13 protein-coding genes are annotated in these 16712 nt (G+C 68.5%); 1 reads left to right on the forward strand and 12 read right to left on the reverse strand.

Features of this window, described 5'->3' with window-relative positions; translation table 11 throughout:
* Positions 1–56: 56 nt before the first annotated feature.
* From E0H73_RS15180 to E0H73_RS15200, 5 genes are all read right to left on the reverse strand, one after another.
* On the reverse strand, positions 57–1469 hold the full coding sequence (locus tag E0H73_RS15180; RefSeq protein ID WP_131355633.1) for a hypothetical protein: 1413 nt from the start codon (positions 1467–1469) through the stop codon (positions 57–59).
* A 56-nt stretch (positions 1470–1525) separates the two neighbouring features.
* Positions 1526–2413: a MurR/RpiR family transcriptional regulator gene (locus E0H73_RS15185; protein WP_131355636.1), complete on the reverse strand. Its 888-nt coding sequence runs from the start codon at positions 2411–2413 to the stop codon at positions 1526–1528.
* Positions 2414–2522: 109 nt separating this feature from the next.
* A complete protein-coding gene (locus E0H73_RS15190) occupies positions 2523–3470 on the reverse strand; it encodes a tetratricopeptide repeat protein (protein ID WP_131355639.1) in 948 nt (315 codons plus the stop codon).
* Positions 3471–3534: 64 nt separating this feature from the next.
* Positions 3535–5355 carry an NAD-binding protein gene (locus E0H73_RS15195; RefSeq protein WP_131355642.1) on the reverse strand — a complete coding sequence of 607 codons (1821 nt, stop codon included), beginning with the start codon at positions 5353–5355 and terminating at the stop codon, positions 3535–3537.
* Positions 5276–6949 (reverse strand): coenzyme B12-dependent isobutyryl-CoA mutase large subunit, encoded by a 1674-nt coding sequence (locus E0H73_RS15200; protein ID WP_131355645.1) that lies wholly within the window; start codon positions 6947–6949, stop codon positions 5276–5278. The genes E0H73_RS15195 and E0H73_RS15200 overlap by 80 nt, the downstream gene beginning before the upstream one ends.
* Positions 6950–7066: 117 nt before the next feature.
* On the opposite strand from E0H73_RS15200, the gene E0H73_RS15205 reads away from it, so the two are divergent.
* Complete coding sequence (locus E0H73_RS15205; protein WP_202867400.1) at positions 7067–8185, forward strand: WVD2 family protein; 1119 nt, start codon at positions 7067–7069, stop codon at positions 8183–8185.
* Here E0H73_RS15205 and E0H73_RS15210 read toward each other — a convergent pair.
* The 7 genes from E0H73_RS15210 to E0H73_RS15240 are packed head-to-tail and all read right to left on the reverse strand — an operon-like array spanning position 8165 to position 16558.
* Positions 8165–9799 carry a dipeptide ABC transporter ATP-binding protein gene (locus E0H73_RS15210; protein WP_165555681.1) on the reverse strand — a complete coding sequence of 545 codons (1635 nt, stop codon included), beginning with the start codon at positions 9797–9799 and terminating at the stop codon, positions 8165–8167. The two genes, E0H73_RS15205 and E0H73_RS15210, sit on opposite strands and share 21 nt — an antisense overlap.
* On the reverse strand, positions 9796–10314 hold the full coding sequence (locus tag E0H73_RS15215) for a GbsR/MarR family transcriptional regulator (RefSeq protein WP_131355648.1): 519 nt from the start codon (positions 10312–10314) through the stop codon (positions 9796–9798). The genes E0H73_RS15210 and E0H73_RS15215 overlap by 4 nt, the downstream gene beginning before the upstream one ends.
* Positions 10314–11774 carry a serine hydrolase domain-containing protein gene (locus E0H73_RS15220; RefSeq protein ID WP_131355650.1) on the reverse strand — a complete coding sequence of 487 codons (1461 nt, stop codon included), beginning with the start codon at positions 11772–11774 and terminating at the stop codon, positions 10314–10316. The genes E0H73_RS15215 and E0H73_RS15220 overlap by 1 nt, the downstream gene beginning before the upstream one ends.
* Positions 11775–12668, reverse strand: a complete 894-nt coding sequence (locus E0H73_RS15225; RefSeq protein WP_131355653.1) for an ABC transporter permease — start codon at positions 12666–12668, stop codon at positions 11775–11777. It lies immediately after the preceding gene.
* Positions 12661–13587 (reverse strand): ABC transporter permease, encoded by a 927-nt coding sequence (locus E0H73_RS15230; RefSeq protein WP_131355656.1) that lies wholly within the window; start codon positions 13585–13587, stop codon positions 12661–12663. The genes E0H73_RS15225 and E0H73_RS15230 overlap by 8 nt, the downstream gene beginning before the upstream one ends.
* Positions 13587–14963 carry a M14 family zinc carboxypeptidase gene (locus E0H73_RS15235; RefSeq protein WP_131355659.1) on the reverse strand — a complete coding sequence of 459 codons (1377 nt, stop codon included), beginning with the start codon at positions 14961–14963 and terminating at the stop codon, positions 13587–13589. Before E0H73_RS15235 ends, E0H73_RS15230 begins: the two co-directional genes overlap by 1 nt.
* Entirely contained in the window at positions 14963–16558 is a 1596-nt protein-coding gene (locus tag E0H73_RS15240; protein ID WP_131355662.1) for a peptide ABC transporter substrate-binding protein, read from the reverse strand. The genes E0H73_RS15235 and E0H73_RS15240 overlap by 1 nt, the downstream gene beginning before the upstream one ends.
* Positions 16559–16712: the final 154 nt, after the last annotated feature.

Here is a 16712-nt window from a genome sequence, read left to right on the forward strand (position 1 = left end):
CCAGGGGCTTGCTCGGCGCCGGGCTTGGGGATGGGGCTCGGCGCCGAGTCGCTCGTCTACTTGGTGGTTAGTTTGAGGAGGGTGGCTGCGCCTGGGGGTAGGTCGACGGGGGTTGGGGTGGCGGGGCGGGGGGTGTAGGTCTGGGTGGGGGGTTGGAAGGTTGCGATTGTGGCCACGGTTTGGGGGTTGGGGGTTATGACCGCGCGGGAGCGGGTGGTGTGGGAGCGGTTGGCTACCAGGAGCCAGCGGTCGGTGGAGGCAGCGTCTCGGGAGTGGAAGGTGCCGATCACTACTGGGTCACCGGTGACTGCGGTGACGAGGTTTGTGGGGGTGAAGGCGACTGCGCCGTTGGGCAGTGGGGTTTCGTTGGCGTGGACAACGGTTTCGGAGACGAGTGGCTTGAGTTCTCGGCCTACTTGATGGAGCCAGGTGGTGTTGATCTTGCGGGCGGCGGCGTACCGGGGTGTACGACTGCCGTCAACAGTGATCAATGCGGGGCCGAAGCCTTCGCCGCGGGCGGCCTCGGGCGTCCAGTAGGTGAAGTACTGGATGCCCTTCGCGCCGTAGGCGAGGCTGATGTTGACCTGCCAGAGCAGTTCGGCGGCGGTCGGTTCGCGGTGACCGTTGTACGCGAGGGTCTGGATGAACACCCAGGACGGGATGTCGCCGTGTAGGGCGGCGTCTCGGACGATGGCCCAGTTGTGGAAGTAGTTGGCGTCCTCGCGGCCCTCGGACAGGAGCGGGTAACGGTCGAAGGAAATGAGCGAGGGCTTCACGACGTCGACGAAGCTGCGGTAGTACGCGGCGTCGTCGGACGGGAAGAGGTTGATGTACGGCAAGAGTTGCGGGGCGAGTTCGCGTGAGATCGCGACGGCTTTGGCCAGGGTGCCGAACCAGCCGGCGCCCGGTTCGTCGTACAAGTTGAAGCCGGCCAGGGACGAGAACGGGCCGTACGCATCGCGGGCGCGGGTGTAGAGGGCGCGGGCCTCGTCTGGGGTGACGCTGAGGAAGTCTGCGGTGTTGTCGGAGATTGAGAACCAGCGGGACATGTTGCGGATCTGGATGTCGTCGGAGATCAGCATCTGCAGGCCGGCGGTGCGGGCGAGGTCGAGTTGGTACTGGAAGATGTTGCCGTCGCCGGCATAGTTGCCGGAGATGACGAAGTCGAACCCGGCGTCCTTGATCTCGGTGAACCGTTCGGCGGTGCTCGCGTACGGGTGCGGCGGCCAGAACAGGCCGACCGGGAACTCCGGTCCGCCCGTCAGAGGCAGGTCATCGGGCGACGGGATCGCCGCGGAGGCCGAGACCGCGGCCGAGCCGGCAGCCGCGGCCGAGCCGGCAGCCGCGGCGGAGGCAGGCCCCGCGGAAGCAGGAAGGGCGGATGCGGACGCGGCGGTGAGGGCTGTGGCGCCGGCTCCGAACAGGAGTGTGCGGCGGGAGGGGGCGAAAGCGCGGTGAGGGCTGTCCATGGTGCTCCTTCAAGGGCGGTTGACGGAGGGTGGAAATCAGAGGCGGCGGGTGGGGGTCAGGGGCGGCGGCGGTGGGTGGAGATGGCTTCGGTGGTGGCGTCGAAGGCTTGTTCGGCCAGGGGGTAGTCGCGTTGGGCTACGCCGAGGTAGAGGGCGTCCAGGACGATCATCTGGGCGTGGCGGCCGGACAGGCCGCCGGTGCGGAAGGTGACGTCTCGGGCGGAGGTGACGAGGACGATGTCGGCGGTCCGGGCCAGGGGTGAGCGCGGATAGTTGGTGATGGCAACGGTTGTGGCGCCCTGGCGGCCGGCTCGTTCCAGCGGCTCGAGGACCTCGATCGTCTCGCCGCTGTGCGAGATGCCGACGGCAACATCCCCGACGCCGAGCAGCGCCGCGCTGGTGAGTGCGTTGTGTACGTCGCTCCAGGTGTTGGCACCACGCCCGATCCGATGCAGCCGAAGCCGCAGATCCTCAGCCACGGACGCAGACCCGGACACGGCGTACATGTCGATCCGCCGCGCATCGGAGATCGCCGACACCGCACGCCCGAGCGCATCGACGTCGAGCGACGCGACGGTGTCCTCGAGTGCACGAGTGTCAGCCCGCAACAGCGTCCGCAGTACGTCGTCCAGCGAGTCATCCGGCCCGACCTCGGCGCCGGTCCCCCGCTCCCAACTCAGACTGCTCCGCCCGCTCTCAGCCGCGAGCGCCAGCCGAAGCTCGGCGTACCCGGACAGACCGAGAGCCAGACAGAAGCGGGTGACACTCGGCAGGGACGTGCCGCACCGAGCCGCCAACTGCCCGATCGTCGACGACGCCACGGCCGCCGGATCCCGCAGTACCTCGGTCGCGATCCGAGCCTGCGCCGGACTGAGCGCAGGCAGCAGGCCATGAATCCGGGCCTCGAGGCTCGGCGGCGGCGTCGCCGCAACGGCGCTGGTCATGTGAATTATTCTCAGAGCACCCCGGACAGGATTGCAAGAGTTCACGCCAACAGAAACACGAGACCCCCTCGGCCAGCGGGGCTCGAGGGGGTCCGTCAACAAGCAGGGATCAGAACAACGCAGCCATCAACCGCCGCCGCGCCTTGATCACCCGGTCGTCGTCCGCGCCGACGACCTCGAAGAGCTCGAGCAGGTGCAGCCGGACCTCGTTCCGCTCGTCACCCGAGGTCGCCTGGATGGTGCTGATCAGCCGGTTGAACGCGTCATCGACATGCCCACCCATCAGATCGACATCGGCCACCAACTGCTGCGCCTCGATGTCGGTCGGGTTGTCGGCCGCCCGCGTCCGCAGATCAGCGGGCACGTCCTGGGTGCGCTTGACCAGCTGCACCCGAGCCAGGCCCGACTTCGCCTCGGCGTCGCCCGGCGTCTCCTTCAGCAGCTCCTCGTACGCCGCGATCGCGCCGTCCAAATCACCCGCGCCGACCGCGTTCTCCGCCTTCTCGTACCGCGGATTCGGCGGCGGCTCCTCCTCGTCCTCCACCGAACCCGAAGGTGCGGCGGGTCCGACCGGATCGGCCCGCCCGGTGATGCCGTTCGCGACCGCCACAGTGAGCAGCTGGTCGAGGTACCCACGCACCTCCGGCTCACCCAGCGTGCCCTGGAACAGCGGGACCACCTGGCCGCGCAGTACGGCGATCACCAGCGGCACCGACTGCACGCCGACCGCCTGGGCCAGCTGTGGGTTCGCGTCGACGTCGATCCGGGCCAGCAGGAACTTGCCGGCGTACTCGGTCGACAGCTGGGCCAGCACCGGGCCGAGCGCGATCGACGCCTCCGACCGCGGCGACCAGAACTCGACCACCACCGGCGACTGGATCGACCGCTCGATCACATCGGACTGGAAGGTCGCCTCGCTGACGTTCAGCACATACGAGCCCGACGCTCCGCCACCGCCCGCCGGTGCGCCACCACCGGAGCCGGGCGGCGGGGCCGCGGGCTTGCGCAGGGACGACAGATCAATCGCCCCGGGACGGGAGAAGTTCGACTGACTCACCACTGCCCTCGCATTCCGGTCGCGCCCAGTTGGCGCTCACTGCGTACGTTCACAGGTCTATCCTCTACGACGCGGTGGAACCGTGTCGTGCCCGGGTCGACAGAAGGAGTCTGGCCAGCCCGCTCCGGGTGCCCGCGACGGCGAGCCGATCGCCGCTCCGGAGCACTTTGCCGGACGCCGGATTCCAGTCCCACGGACCATCGTCCTGGCGGGCCAGCACCCGCAGACCGCCCGCCTCGTCCAGCTCGCCCAGGCGCAGGCCAACGGCGACCGAGCCCGGCTCGACGGTGACCTCGGTGAGCAGCAGAACCCGCCGACCGGCCGGGACCGTCACCTGGCTGCGCCGGTTCGCGGCGGCTGCGGCGATCGCCGGGGCGACCAGCATCGACACCGAGCGGCTGTGGCCGAGCCCGAGCCGGCGCTCCACCCGCTGCGCGAGATCGTGGTCGAACATCCGCATCGTGATCCGGGCGTCCGGGTTCAGGTCGCGGACGACCATCGCGGATTCCAGATTCGTGATGTCGCCGTCGGTGAGCGCGAGCACCGACAGACATCGCTGCACCCCGGCCGACCGCAGAGTCTCTTCGTTGCTGCTGTCACCGATCACCACCGGGATCCGCAACCGATGCGCGGTCTGTACGCCGGGCGCGTCCTCGTCATGCTCGACGCCGACCACCGCGACGCCCCGCTCAGCTAGGATCTCCAGCACTCGCGCGCCGACCGTCCCGAGACCGCAGACGACGACATGGTTGCGCGGCCGCCCGCGGACGCCGCCGATCACCCGCGACAGTCGCGCACCGATCAGCGAGTCGACGATGACCGCGGTCAGCAGAGCCACCAGCACGATCCCGGTCAACTGGACCACGACGGCTGCGACCTTCGCCCACGGCGCCGCCTCGGAGAACGTGTCGTCCTCGATCCCGGCCGACGTCACCGCACCGGCCGCGAGGTAGACAGCCCGCAGCCATTCGACCTTCGCGATGAAATGCGTGAGCACGGTCCCGGCCAGCACGAGCAACGCCATCACTGCGGCGATCCGCCGTACCCTCCGGTCGAAGATGTCGCCGGCCGCCATCAGCCACCCGGCACGCCGTACGTCCCTCGTCCGCCAGACGCTGCGGATGCCGGTGCCGAGCACGATGTCACCGCTGGGATCGGTGCTCACGACCGGCAGCAGTTCCGGTGTCGCGGACGACGTCGTATCCGCGAGCACGGTCAGATGCGGCTCGCGGATCAGGTCGGCCTGACCGGCGACCAGGCGTCGGCCGCCGATCTCGAGCCAGGTGAGCTCGTCATCCTCGAGCGCGTCGGAGACGAACGCCGGAGCGGCCAACGACGGCCCGGAGATCACCACGCAGTCGCCGAGCAGGCTGTGCAACTGCTTGCCCAGCCGCGGGTTCACCATCTGCACGATGATCCGCAGATCGGGATCCATGTCGCGCGCGGTCAACGCGGTGTGGACGTTGTGAACGTCGTCCGTGTCGAGCAGCACCAAGGCCCGCGCGGTCGACGCGTTGCCGTCCTGAGCGTCGACTCCGGCTCGGCGCAGCAGCGACTCACTGATGACCCGGACACCCATCACCTGCGCGCCGAGCTCACTGATCCGGTCGTAGTGCCGCGACGCCGGATTGACGATCGCGATCACCCGCTCGCCGGAGCTCACCAGCTCGGTGACGACCCGCAGCATGGTGCGATCCCCACCGCAGACGACCACTCCGCGCCCGTCCGCCGGGCCGATCGCCTCGCGGGCCCGGGCTCCCAATCCGCTCGGTTCCGCCGGGCCTCCGTCGGAGGAGGAACTCTCGTCAGAAGCGGGCGGGCTCTCGGTACTCGCCCCACTCGTCCCGAAGAACGTGACAGATTTCCCCCATCGTGGCCTCCGCACGCGCCGCCTCCAGCATGGGCTCGATCAGGTTGCCAGTACTCCTGGCCGCCTCCACCAGAGCCGTTAGCGTACGCCGGACGCGGTCCTCGTCACGGTGCGACTTGCGTTCCGCCAGCACCCGGCACTGCTCGACCTCGACCTCGTGGCTGACCCGCAGGATCTCCAGCTCGCCGGAGACGGTGTCGGTCAGCGTGTTCACGCCGACGATCTTCTTCTCGCCCTTCTCCAGCTTCTGCTGGTACTCGAAGGCGGCGTCGGCGATCTCGCCCATGAACCAGCCGTCCTCGATCCCGCGCAGGATGCCGCCGGTCATCGAGCCGTCCGGGCTCATCTCCTTGATCCGCGCGAAGATCTCCTCGGCCTCCGCCTCGATCTTGTCGGTGAGCGCCTCGACGAACCAGGATCCACCGAGCGGGTCGGCGACGTTGGTGACGCCGACCTCCTCCATCAGCACCGACTGCGTGCGCAGCGCGATCTCGGCCGACTCCTCGCTCGGCAGCGCGAGCGTCTCGTCGAGCGCGTTGGTGTGCAGCGAGTTCGTCCCACCGAGGATGGCGGCCAGCGCTTCCACAGCCGTCCGTACGACGTTGTTGTACGGCTGCTGGGCGGTCAACGACACCCCGGCGGTCTGCGTGTGGAACCGCAGCGACAGAGCCTTGTCGGTGCGAGCGCCGTACACATCGCGCAGCCAGCGCGCCCAGATCCGGCGGGCGGCACGGAACTTCGCGATCTCCTCGAAGAAGTCCAGGTGGCTGTCGAAGAAGAACGACAGCCCTGGCGCGAACACGTCGATGTCGAGTCCGCGGGACAGCCCGAGCTCGACGTACCCGAACCCGTCGGCCAGCGTGTACGCCAGCTCCTGCCCGGCCGTCGAACCGGCCTCGCGGATGTGATAGCCGGAGACGCTGAGCGGCTTGTACGCCGGGATGCGCTCGGCGCAGTACTCCATCAGGTCACCTATCAGGCGCAGGTGCGGTTCCGGTGGGAACAGCCACTCTTTCTGCGCGATGTACTCCTTGAAGATGTCGGTCTGCAGCGTCCCGTTGAGCTTGGTGATGTCCGCGCCCTGCCGCTCGGCGGAGACCAGGTACATCACGAACGCCGGTACGGCGGGACCGGAGATCGTCATCGAGGTCGTGACGTCCTGCAGCGGGATGTCCTTGAACAGCCGGTCCATGTCGGCGGCCGAGTCGATCGCGACCCCGCAGTGGCCGACCTCGCCGAGCGCCTTCGGGTCGTCGGAGTCGCGGCCCATCAGCGTCGGCATGTCGAACGCGACGGACAGGCCACCTCCTCCGCCGTTCAGGATCATCTTGTACCGCTCGTTGGTCTGCTCGGCGTTGCCGAAGCCGGCGAACTGGCGGATCGTCCAGGTGCGGCCGCGGTAGCCGGTCGGGTACAGGCCGCGGGTGAACGGGTACTCCCCCGGCCAGCCGATCCGCTCCATCCGCGGGTCGTCGACACCCTCGGGAGGTCCGTACACCGGCGCGACCTCGGTGCCGGAGAGCGTGGTGAAATCCGCCTCCCGCTTGCGCGCCGCGTCGTACCGCTGCTGCCACCGGCTCCGGCCGGCCGCGATCTGCTCGGCATCCATCAGTCAGACCTCCTAGAAGACTGGTCCCAAAATACTAGGACGTCCAACTATTTCCAATTCCCGGGCTGACCCCGATCCGGCGAGATGATGCGCGGCAGGACCTGGGGAGGGGATTCCGTGCGGACTTTGACGACCGGACCGGTCGGGGTGCACTACGGCCAGCTGTACGTCCAGAGCCACGAGTTCGTGTCGGATCTGGGCGCGTCCTACGGCGGCCAGCAGAACGGGCTGTGTGGTGCGGCGGTGCCCGGGGCACTGTTCCTGATCACCGGCCTGCACACCGGCGACGTCGGCTTCTCGGTCGAGCTGCACGACTCCGAGCCACCGCTCGACGACGCCTGGGAGGAGATCGTCGAGGCGTCGTTCACGCCGGTCGGCGCGACCACCGCGCTCGTCGGCTGGGCCGGCGAGTGGCAGGAGCCGCTGGACCTGGCCGAGATCGACTACCGGGTGCGGTACTGCGGAACCGGTATGGACGCCGGCCACGAGACCGACACCACACTGGATGACGAGCCGCTCGTCGACCACTACCTGCTGCAGTTCTGGCCGGCGCCGCCCCAGCCGGACCGGGTCATCAAGGTCACGAGCGGTACGGCGGCGTACTGGCACGACTCCGCGCGACAGCAACCGCCTCCACCGACCGCGGAGGAGCGAGCCGAGGCCGAGCGGCAAGCTGAGCTGGAGCAGGAGCGCAGGCAGGCCGAGGCACGACTCGAGGTCGAGACGCGGGAGTGGGGCGGCACCCTGCCGAGCGAGGCGCTGCGCGCACTCGGCTGGGAGGCGATCCCGGTGGCGCTCACGGACCGCGCCGCGGCCGAGGCAATCGCGCGAGCCGACGCCGGGACGCAGCGAGCGGTCGCACGGTGGGCCGCGCGGCGCGCGTACGAGGAAGCCCGACTGACCGGGCACGACTGGGTCGCAGCAGCACTCGCCGCGATGGACCGGGGCGAGGAACTGCCGGAACCGTTCGACACCACCAGCAAGGCGTTCGATCGGGCCTGGGGCGATCAGAGCGTGACGAAGACGCTGATCACCACCCGCAACGGCAGGTACGACAACTTCTCGCAGCAGGCGATGGCGATCCCGGCGATCTTCGAGGCGTGCGCCGACGAGCCGCTGACCGCCGCGATCGGGGCAGTGCGGGTCGCCGTCGACACCTTCGGGTTCGGGCGGGAACAAGAGTTCTTCGCCGAACTGCGCCGGACCTTCCCAGCGCTAGCCGACCAGGCGTACTGACCGGCGGTGGGCCTGTTCGCGGGGATCGGGGACGGGCGCCGCTTCCAGCAGACGAATCGTGTACGGGTCCTGGGGTGCGCGTAGGACGGCCTCGCGGGTGCCTTGTTCGACGAGCTTGCCGTGGCTCATCACGGCGACGCGGTCGCAGACCTGGTCGACCACCGCGAGGTCGTGACTGATGAACAGGCAGGCGAAATGCAGCCGGTCCTGCAGTGACCGGAGCAGTTCGAGCACCGTCGCCTGCACGGACACGTCAAGTGCCGATGTGGGTTCGTCCGCGATCAGCAGTCCGGGATCGAGCGAGACCGCCCGCGCGATCGACACTCGCTGCCGCTGACCGCCGGACAACTCGTGCGGATACCGTCCGGCCCAGCCGCGCGGCAGCTCGACGCTGTCCAGCAGCTCCTCGACCCGTCCACGCAGCTGATCACCCCGTACGCCGCGATGGACGGCGAGCGGCTCGCCGATGGACTGACCGACCGTCGCGCGCGGGTTCAGTGAGCCGGCCGGGTTCTGGAACACCACGCCGATCCGGGACCGGGTCTGCCGCACGGCCGACGACGACGCGGTGGTGAGAGCCTGACCGTCGACCCGGACCTCGCCCGAGGTGATCGGTGCGAGGCTCAGCACGGACTTTCCGATAGTCGACTTCCCCGACCCGGACTCCCCCACCAGACCGGTGATCTCGCCGGGGTTGAGCGCGAGGTTCACGTGATCCACCGCGAGGACCGTCTTGCCGCGCCGGCCGCGGTACTCGACCACGAGATCCTCGACCGACAGAGCCGGCGTACCTTCCGTCGGCCCGGAGGGTTTGTCGTCACGGAGACCGCCGCGCGGCACCGCGTCGAGCAGCGCCCGCGTGTACGGCTGCGTCGGCCGGTCGAACAGTTCGTGGACGTCGGCCGTTTCGACCACCGATCCCTTGCGCATGACAACGACCCGGTCGGCCACGTCCGCGACCACGCCCATGTCGTGCGTGATGATCATGATCGCGCCGGAGATCTCCGACCGCATCGCGAGCAGTACGTCGAGCACCTCCTGCTGCACGGTCACATCGAGCGCGGTGGTCGGCTCGTCGGCGATCAGCAGCTCGGGGTCACAGGCGACCGCGATCGCGATCATCACCCGCTGACACTGACCGCCGGACAGCTGGTGCGGGTAATACTTCAGCCGCGACTCGGGCTCGGGGATCTCGACCATCCGCAGCAGCTCGATCGCCCGCTCCCGGGCCTGGCCGCGAGACAGTCCCGGCTGGTGCGCCCGGATCATCTCGATCAGCTGCGACCCGATCGTGAACACCGGGTCCAGCGCGCCGACCGGGTCCTGGAAGATCATCGCGATCCGCCGGCCGCGCAGCGTCGTCAGCTCGGCCCGCGACATCGACAGCACGTCCTCGCCGCCGAAGCTGATCCGCCCGCCCACCGTCGCGTTGGACGGCAGCAGCCCGAGCGCCGCCAGCGACGTGACGCTCTTGCCCGATCCGGACTCCCCCACGACCGCGAGTACCTCGCCCGGCCGGACGGCGAAAGTCACGTTGTCCACCGCGCGATGCGTCGTACCGCCGACGGTGAAGTCGACGGTCAGGTCCTCGAACCGCAGGATGTCGTCGGTCACTCGCCCTCCTCGGCGTCGAGTTTGTCCTTGTACTCCTGCCAGTCGAGGAGCATCTTGCGGTGGTACGTCGCCAGCCACTCGAAGTAGTTGCGCGCGTTCCGCAGCCGCTTCCGCGGACCGGTCATCCCTTCGGGCAGCTCGGCGAGCATGTCCTCGAAGACCTGCCGTTGCTTGCCGAGAGACCTGCGCTCGCCCGCGAGGAAGCTCCCCCAGACGTCGTCCTCGACCTTGAAGTAGTGACTGCGATCCCCCGGTACGGCGTGCCGCGCGATGAACCCGAGGTCGATCAGCCGACGCGTCGTACTCGAGATCGACCCCGCACTCGCGGACAGCGCCCGGGCCAGCTCGGCCGAGGAGACGAACGGCTTGTTGCTCACCATCAGGTAGCCGAGCACCCGGCCCTCCATTCGCGGCGAGCCGGCCAGCTCTCTGAGCAGGGCGAACTGCTCGACGAACTCCGCGCGGCGCGGGTCCTCCTCCCAGGCCTCGTCGTCGACCGGTTTGTCATCCGCCATTACGACCTCCTGGCCAAAGCGTGCACCTCGGCGTCCGCGATCTGCGCCGAACGGCGCGCCCGGAACACCTCGACCGGCCACCGCGAGCTGCCGCCGTACCGGACGACCTCGGGCTGTCCGTCGGCATCCCAGGTGAACTCCACCTTCTCGCCGATCGACCCGAACCCGGCCGCCGGTACGACGGCCAGCGTGTTCTCGTCGATGACCTGGAGCTCCTCGTAACTGTCGACCGGGTCCGGCGCGGCCGGGAAGAACGCGACCAGCCGGCCACCGAGCAGCGCGATGCTCATCACGCCCATCAGGTTCGCGAAGTTGCCGCAGAACCGGCGCCCGTCGATGTCGCTCGGCACCGCGGAGCCGGCCGGAGCGTCAGCAGCCAGGTTGAGCAGCTTGACCACGCCGGTCGCGAGGATGCCGGCCGGGCCGCCGATGCAGTTGGTGAGCACCGACACGACGATCTGGTCGACCGGGTCGATGAAGGTCCGGGTGATGTGGCCCGGGTACCCGCCGCTGTGGCCGACCAGTCGGCGGTCGCCGACCTTCACGATGTCCAGGCCCAATCCGTACCGGCCGATCTCGCGGCCGTGCGCGTTGACCAGGCTCTCGTCGCGCTGCAGCAGCCGCTTGCTCGCGTCGGACAGCAGCTGATCCGCTCCGAAGAAGTGCGCGGCGCCGTACGACGTGAGGTCCTCGGCGGTCGAGTAGAAGCCGGTGGCCGCGGCCATCGCCCGAGTGTCGACGTGCGGGATGGTCTCGCGTACGTCGGAACCGTCCAGCAGCCCGGTGTGTCCACCGGCGTACTCGCTCGCCCGCTGCGGGTCCCATTCCGCGCCAGTGTTCGCCAGGCCGAGGCGAGCGGTGATGTTGGCGGCGACGTAATCGCCGTACGAGCGCCCGCTCGCGGACTCGATCACCAGGCCGAGCAGCGAGTAGCCGATGTTCGTGTACTTGAAGTGCTCGTTCGGCTCGAAGACCTGACCATGGCTCAGGCACAACTCCACCAGCGCCTTGCGGTCCGGGAACGGATCCATCAGCTGCCAGTAGTCCTTGTCGACGCCGTCGCGGATCACGCCGCCCTGGTGACCGAGCAGCTCGCGCACGGTGACCGGCGCCAGCGCACTGCCGGCGAGCTCGGGCACGTGCGCGTCGATCGGGTCGTCCAGGCGGACCTTGCCCTGCTCGGCCAACTGAAGGATCGAGGTCGCGGTGAACGTCTTCGAGTGCGACGCGATCCGGAACAGGTGGTCGGTCCGCAGCGGCGTACCGGCCACCTCGTCGCTGTTGCCCAGCGCGGTCGACAGGACGAGCTCGTCACCGACCCGGATCGCCGCCTGGACTCCCGGGGTCCGCAGGTAGCGGCGCTGGTACTCCAGCCAGCTCTCGATCGCGGGTGCGGCTTCACGAGCGGTGGTGAGGTCATACGAGGACAAGGCGGCGTCCGTTCTGTCGTGGGTGGTCATTCAGGAGCGTCCCTTCGGGTTGACCGCGTCGCGGAGTACGTCGCCGAGGGTGATCAGGCTCAGTACGGTCGCGGCGAGGAAGATGCCCGGGTAGATCAAGGTGTGCGGTGCCTGCTGGAACCTGGACTGCGCGGTGGCGAGTTGCAGGCCCCACGAGATCGACGGCGCCCGCAGGCCGAGGCCGAGGAACGTCAGCGTCGACTCCGCGACGATCACGCCCCCGACGGTCAGGGTGGCGACCGCGAGCACCGGTCCGATCGAGTTCGGCAACACATAGTGACTGAGAATGCGGCTGGTCGGGAACCCCATGGCCTTCGCCGCTTGCACGTACTCCGCGTCCCGGGTCGCACGGACCGTCGTACGGACCATCCGGGCGAGCGCCGGCCAGGAGAACAACGCGAGCACGAGCGCGACCGACAGCACCGACCGCTTGCCGAGACTGTTCAGTACGACGATCGCCCCGAGCAGGAACGGGAAGCCGAGGAAGACGTCGGTCAGCCGGGCCAGCACCGAGTCGGCCCAACCACCGACGTACCCGGCGATGGTGCCGACTCCGACGGCGATGACGAGCGCGACCAGCGTGCACATCAGGCCGACCGCCAGCGACGCGCGAGCGCCGTGGACGACGTTCGCGTAGACGTCGCAGCCCTGCAGGTCCTGGCCGAACGGATGCCCGTGCGACGACGGACGCGCGCTCGCCGAGATGTCGCACGCACGCGGATCCGGGTTGCCGAACCATCCGCCGACCCAGCCCGGGAACAGAGCGAGCAACAGGAGTACGGCGAGCACGGTCAGCGGCACCCAGAACAGCACGCGGTGGCGGACGGTCGCCCAGACCCCGCGGCCGGCAAGCGTGTCGTCTTCGATCGGCTGCACCAGCACCTGGTCAGTCATGGCGGATCCTCGGGTCGAGCAGCGAGTTGAGCAGATCGACGACCACGCTGGTCAGCAGGAAGATCAGGATCAGCGCGGTCGCGATGCCGACCACGGTCGGGCCCTCGTGCACCCGGATCGACTGGAACAGCAGCTGACCGACCCCGGGCAGGTTGAAGATCCCCTCAGTCACCACCGCACCGCCGAGCAATGCGCCCAGGTCGATCGCCAGATAGGTCAGCACCGGGATCGACGAGTTCCGCAGTACATGGATGCCGACCACTCGGCGCCGAGTCAGGCCCTTGGCCCACAGCGCCCGGACGAAGTCCGAACTCATCGTGTCGACCACGCTCCCCCGGGTCAGCCGAGCCACCGCAGCCAACCCGTACAGCGCCAGCACTGTCGCCGGCAGCAGATACGACAACGGCCAGCCGTCGGTCACGCCGGCGATCGGCAGCAGCGACAGCTTCACACCGAACACCAGTTGCGCGGTCACCGCCATCACGAAGATCGGCACCGAGGTGATCAGAATCGTCAGGATCAGTACGCCGCGGTCGATCCAGGTGTTCTTCCGCAACCCTGCGATCAGGCCGAGGCCGACCCCGATCACGACCTGGATCACCCACGCGGTCAACGCCAACCGGATCGTCACCGGCCACCGCGTCGCCAGCCGCTCCGCCACCGACCGGCCGCGGAAGTCGACGCCGAGGTCGCCAGTCAGCAGATGGCCGAGATAGCGCAGGTACTGCGACCAGAGCGGGTCGTTCAGGTGGTAGAGCTCCCGGATCCGTTCGACCACCGCCGGGGACAGCGGCTGATCGCCACCCAGGCTGGAGATCGGGTCGCCGGGCAGCGCGAACACGGCCGCGTAGATGGCGAACGTGACGCCGAAGAACACCAGCACGAGTTCGATCACTCGCCGGATGGTGAAGCGCAGCATCAGCCCGCCTCCCGCCGTACGGCGTTCAACAGCGCGAGAGTGGCGGCGTACTGAACTCCGACGAGGTCCTTGATCGGGACGGTCCGCAGCTCCTGGTCGAGCGCCGCGGCCTCCTCCTGCCACTCGCGGTAGTGCTCACGCATCCGCCGACACAGTGGATGCAGTACGGCGGCCGCACTCCCCCGCGCGATCTCGCCCTCGAGCGAGCGCAGCAGCATGCCGCCGAACCGCAGCCGGAACGACCGGTGCACATCGGTCAGCCCGAAGGCCTCCGCGACCGTCGCCACTCGCGCGGGGTCCTCCTTCTCGGCCCGGAGCCGGTCGCGTTCCGGCCGCTTCGCCAGGTACGGGAGGAAGGCGTCGGTCGCACGGACCAGTTGCGAATCGTCGGACAGGTACGGGCGGGCGGCGTCGAAGATCTCGATCATCGCGTCGAGATCCTTGCCCAGGGCATCGGCCATCCGGGCCAGCACCTCGCGGTACGGCACCTCGCTCGGCGTCTGGTCGTCGTTCGCGGGATGAGTCCAGTAGGGCAGCTCGGCGACCAGGCTGACCGTCCCGTGCCGTTCGGCGTACTCCGAGGACGACCCACCCGACGACGTGTACGGCGTCAGCCCCAGACTCTCGGTGTAGTCGTACGTCGCCTTGGCCGAGATCATCTCGTAGACCGCAGGACCGAGCGGCCGCGCGACCGGTGACTCGGGTTCGCCGAGGTCGAGCGGCAGACCGAACGACGCGGTGATCGCGTGCAACTCGTCGACGAAACCGCCGAGCTCGCGGGTGACGTAGTAGTACACGCCACCGACCTCGGTGTTGTGCAGGGAGACGGCGACCACCGGCTTGAGCTCGTCGATCACCCGCATCAGCGCGAACGCCTCGGGCATCACCTGATCGAAGTACGCGTTCTTGTACTGGAACGGGAACGACCACTCGACCTGCTCGGCCGGGGCCGGGCGGTAGAAGTGCTCGAGACAGTTCACCCGGTTGAACGGACCGTCGAACCAGCCCTCGTTCAGACGGGTGCCGTCGGGATCGATGCAGCCGATGATGTTCCAGCGGCAGCCGCCGCGGAGGTCCTCGTCGGCGCACAGGTCCTCGGCCAGCCGGATCGCGGTCCAGAAGCCGATCGGTTCGTTCGGGTGTACGCCGGCGTACACGAGCGCCTCGTCGGGGCCGGCGCCGATCGAGTACATCGTGATCGGGTCGCCGAGGCGCGACGTACCGATCCGTCGGCTGGTGACCAGGCCCGGGTAGCGGCCGGCCAAGTCGTCGAGGCGCTCGGTGATCTCGTCGACGCCCGGGAAATGGTCCAGGTCGGGCACGCGGTGGGCCCGCTCCAGGATCTCCTGGAGCGGGCCTCCGTTGGTTGCTGTCATCAACTATCCGCCAGGGTGGTGTTCTCGAGCTCCAGGCTGCCCGCACCCTCGGCCAGCTTCGCGATCCGGTCCGAGGTCGCGTAGGTGTACTTCTCGAAGAACATCGGCGGGGCCGGGAAGTCCTTGATGATCGCCTTCTGGACGTCGACGTACCCCTCGATCGCCTTCTGCGGATCGACCTGCGCGTCCGCCTTGGCCAGCAACTGCTCGACCTGCGTGGTGTAGTAGGGGATGCAGTTCACGCAGCCGCCGGACTTGGTGTAGAAGGACCGCAGCGTGTTCTGCTGGCTGGCGTAGAGGGCGCCCCAGCGGGAGAAGTACGGGCCGCTCAGCTTCTTCTCGTTGCGCAGCTTCTGGAACTCCGGGAAGTCCGTGGTCGGCGTCGCGGTGACGTCCTTGATGCCGAGATTCTGCCGCAGTTGGTTGGCGTACGCGTTGTAGAGGTCGTCGAGACCGGAGCCGCCCGGGTAGCGGATCTCCATCTTGCCGCTGAAGCCGCCCGCCTCGGCCAGCAACTGCTTGGCCTTGGTGGGGTTGAATGTGCAGAGCTCGCCGCAGAGGTCCTTCGGCGTACCCGGCTCGCCCGGTGGGGTCAGCGCTGTGGCGGGCGTCCAGATCCCGCCGTAGATCACGTTGCTGACGGCCTGGCGATCGATCGCCATCGAGATCGCCTCGCGGACCCGGACGTCGGAGTACCGCTTGTCCCACAGCGGCAGGCCGAGGTAGTTCATGCCAAGGCCCTCGAAGACGTACGCACGGTCGCCGAAATCCTTCCTCACCTGCGCCATCCGGGCCGCCGGTACGAAGATGATGTCGGTATTGCCGGCCTGGACGTCGGTGTAGGCCGTGGTCATGTCGGTGTACGGCTTGAACACGATCTCGTCGATACTCGGCTTCGGGCCCTGGTAGTTCGCGAAGGCCTTGACCGTCATCGGCTCGTTCTCGGTGTAGCTGCCGTCCATCTCGAACGGCCCGTTGCCGATCGGCTTCTTGCCGTACCCGTCGAGATCCTTGTACGCCGCCTCGGGCATCGGGAAGAACCCGGTCTGCGCCTGCGACAACTGGGTCGGGAACTGGCCGTCGGGGCTCTTCAGCGTGACCGTGAAGGTGAGCTCGTCGACCACCTTCAGGCCGGACAGCTCCTTGGTCTTCGGTGCGCCCTTGGCCGGGTTGAGAGCGTCGTACCCGGCGATGTTGACCAGTTGGCCGCTGTTCTCCCAGGCGTTCGGCCCGTAGGCGACCGTGTTCCACGCCTTCACGTAGCTCTCCGCGGTGACCTTCTCGCCGTTGTGGAAGGTCCACCCCGGGCGCAGCTTGACGGTCCAGTGCACGGCGTCGGTCGACTTCACCGATTCGGCGTTCAGGTAGGTCAGGCTGCCGTCGCTCTTCACGTAGGTGAGGGCGGAGAACAGCGCCTTGTCCTGCGCGAAGGCGATGGTCTGACGGCCCGGGTTCAGCGTGACCGGGTCGTCGACGGCGTACGAGATCGACCGCACCCCGTCGGCCGGGGAGGCGGAGCCGCCGCCGGAACAGCCTGACAGCGTGAGGGCGCCGGCGAGCAGGACGGCGGTCACCCGGACAGCACGGCGTTTCATGGGTCCTCCAGCTACTTCCGCGGCCGCAGGGCGGGCCGACTGTGTTCCCCCGATCCTGGATGCCCTGAGCTTGTAGCGCAATAGGGAAACTTGGGAAGTTTCAGTAGGAAATGAACTCTTAGCGCAGACGTAACACTCGACAACAGCTGGTTGA

Source organism: Kribbella pittospori, from assembly GCF_004331465.1.
Classification (GTDB): Bacteria; Actinomycetota; Actinomycetes; order Propionibacteriales; family Kribbellaceae; genus Kribbella; species Kribbella pittospori.